Origin of the sequence: Mesorhizobium sp. (assembly GCF_005063415.1) — a bacterium.
In the GTDB taxonomy this organism is placed as follows: domain Bacteria; phylum Pseudomonadota; class Alphaproteobacteria; order Rhizobiales; family Rhizobiaceae; genus Mesorhizobium.
This window is the reverse complement of sequence record NZ_SUEG01000301.1, coordinates 1-2,197: the sequence shown is the minus strand read 5'-3', so window position 1 is coordinate 2,197 and position 2,197 is coordinate 1. Positions and strand designations below refer to the sequence as shown.

Genomic DNA, 2,197 nt, shown 5'->3' with positions numbered 1-2,197 from the left:
CTCCCCCCTTGCGGGGGAGATGTCCGGCAGGACAGAGGGGGGTGTGAAGGAACGCAACCTCAGTTTCTGGTCCTCCCCTTCAAATCATCGCCAGGCCCGACTTCCGCCTCGGCGGCGGGAAGGCGCGGTCGAGGTCGGCGAAATCTTCGCTCGTGAGCTCGATGTCCAACGCCGCGACATTCTGCCGGACATGCTCCGGGCGGCTAGCTTTGGGAATCGCGATCACGCCCTCCTGCGCCATCACCCAGGCAAGCGCGATCTGCGCCGGCGTCGCACTGTGGCGGGCGGCGATGGCATCGAGCCTGGCGTTGCGCGCCAATACCCCCTGATCGACCGGCGAATAGGCCATCAGCGGCATGCCGCGTTGCCGGCTCCACGGGGTGAGGTCGAACTCGACGCCGCGCTGCGACAGATTGTAGAGTACCTGGTTGGTCTGGACATTACCGCCGGCCGGCAATCGGACCAGCTCTTCCATCTCATCGGTATCGAAATTGCTGACGCCCCAATAGCGGATCTTGCCGGCCGCCTTCAACGCTTCGAACGCCTCTGCCGTTTCCATCAAGGGCACGCTGCCCGGCCAATGCAGCAGATAAAGATCGATGCGGTCGGTGGCGAGATGCCTCAGGCTGTTCTCGCAGGCCCGTTTCACGCCGGCGCGCGAGGCATTGGACGGCAGCACTTTGGAGACCACGAAAACCTCGTCGCGGCGCCCGGCGATGGCCTCCGCCACCACCTCCTCGGCGCCGCCGCTGGCATACATTTCGGCGGTGTCGATCAGTGTCATGCCGAGATCCAGCCCGAGCTTCAGGGCATTGGCCTCGTCGGCACGGCGGCGAGCGTCTTCGCCCATCTTCCAGGTGCCCTGGCCGAGCACCGGCACCGCTTCGCCGCAGGGCAGGGTGGTCGTTCTTATCGTCGATGGCATGGCATGCTCCAGTCAGGCGGCATCATAGCCGCGCAAGGGAATCCAGGTGAAGCCTCTTCCCCGGATTCGCTCTGATAGCGTGAACCGCTACTTCACCGGGTGGGCGGCCAGCCAGTCCTGCATCTGCTTGATCTCGGCTTGCTGCGCGCCGATCACCGCTTCGGCGAGCTTACGCATTTCCGGATCCTTGCCATTGGCGAGCTCGATCTTGGCCATGTCGATGGCCGCCTGGTGATGCGGGATCATGCCGCGGGCGAAATCGACATCGGCATTGCCGGAATATTCGATCGCCATCATGTCGGTATGCATCTTGTCCATCGCCGCCTTGTAGCCGTCGGTCGAGGGGTTCTGTGCACCCATTGCGCCCATGTCGTGCTTCATCTCCTCGGCTTGTGCCGGAACGCTTTCGAGGAAAACGGCAAGCAGCATTCCCGCCGCCATCATCAGCAGCACGATCTTTTTGGCCAAAGTCATTCATCGTCTCCTTTTTCGAACAGGGTCTATCTGGAAGGTTTACTCAGAGTTTCAACGTCCTGAGCCGCAATGCGTTGGCTATCACCGAAACCGAAGACAGGCTCATCGCCGCCGCCGCAATCATCGGCGACAACAGCGTGCCGGTGAGCGGATAAAGCACGCCGGCAGCAACCGGCACGCCAAGCACATTGTAGAGGAAAGCGAAAAACAGGTTCTGGCGGATGTTGCGGATCGTCGCGCGGGCCAGCGTCCTCGCCCTGACGATGCCGTTGAGATCGCCTTTGACCAGGGTAATCCCGGCACTTTCGACCGCAACATCGGCGCCGGTGCCCATGGCGATGCCGACATCTGCGGCGGCAAGTGCCGGCGCATCGTTGACGCCGTCGCCGGCCATGGCGACGCCGGCACCGCCGGCGCGCAACTCCTCGACCAGCGCGTTCTTCTGTTCGGGCAAAAGCCCGGCACGCACCGCGTCGATGCCGAGCTTGGCTGCGATGGCCTTGGCGGTGCGCTCATTGTCGCCCGTCGCCATGACGATCTTCAGCCCGCTGTCATGCAGCGCCTTGATCGCCTCGGGGGTCGTCGCCTTGATCGGATCGGCGACGGCAACAAGGCCGGCGAGCTTGCCTGCGACAGCGACGAACATCGCGGTCTTGCCGTCGGCCTGCAGCGCCTCGGCACTGGCCAGGACCGAAGCCGTATCGATGCCGAGATCGGCCATCATCGCGGCATTGCCGAGCGCCACCTTCTGTCCCGAAACCGTGCCGGAAACACCCTTACCGGTGATAGCCTCGAAAC

General features: G+C 63.6%; 3 protein-coding genes. All 3 read right to left on the bottom strand.

From position 1 onward, the window contains the following. Positions 1-79: 79 nt before the first annotated feature. Complete coding sequence (locus E5W70_RS32015; RefSeq protein ID WP_292665316.1) at positions 80-925, bottom strand: aldo/keto reductase; 846 nt, start codon at positions 923-925, stop codon at positions 80-82. Between the two features lie 87 nt (positions 926-1,012). Then, complete coding sequence (locus E5W70_RS32010; RefSeq protein WP_292665314.1) at positions 1,013-1,399, bottom strand: DUF305 domain-containing protein; 387 nt, start codon at positions 1,397-1,399, stop codon at positions 1,013-1,015. A 43-nt stretch (positions 1,400-1,442) separates the two neighbouring features. Beyond that, positions 1,443-2,197, bottom strand: a 755-nt coding sequence (locus tag E5W70_RS32005; RefSeq protein WP_292665312.1) for an HAD-IC family P-type ATPase, incomplete at its 5' end; no start/stop codon positions are given.

Bases quoted from the DNA above. Each gene is read 5' to 3' on its own strand.
- E5W70_RS32015 (WP_292665316.1), bottom strand. From the start codon at position 925: ATGCCATCGACGATAAGAACGACCACCCTGCCCTGCGGCGAAGCGGTG.
- E5W70_RS32010 (WP_292665314.1), bottom strand. From the start codon at position 1,399: ATGACTTTGGCCAAAAAGATCGTGCTGCTGATGATGGCGGCGGGAATG.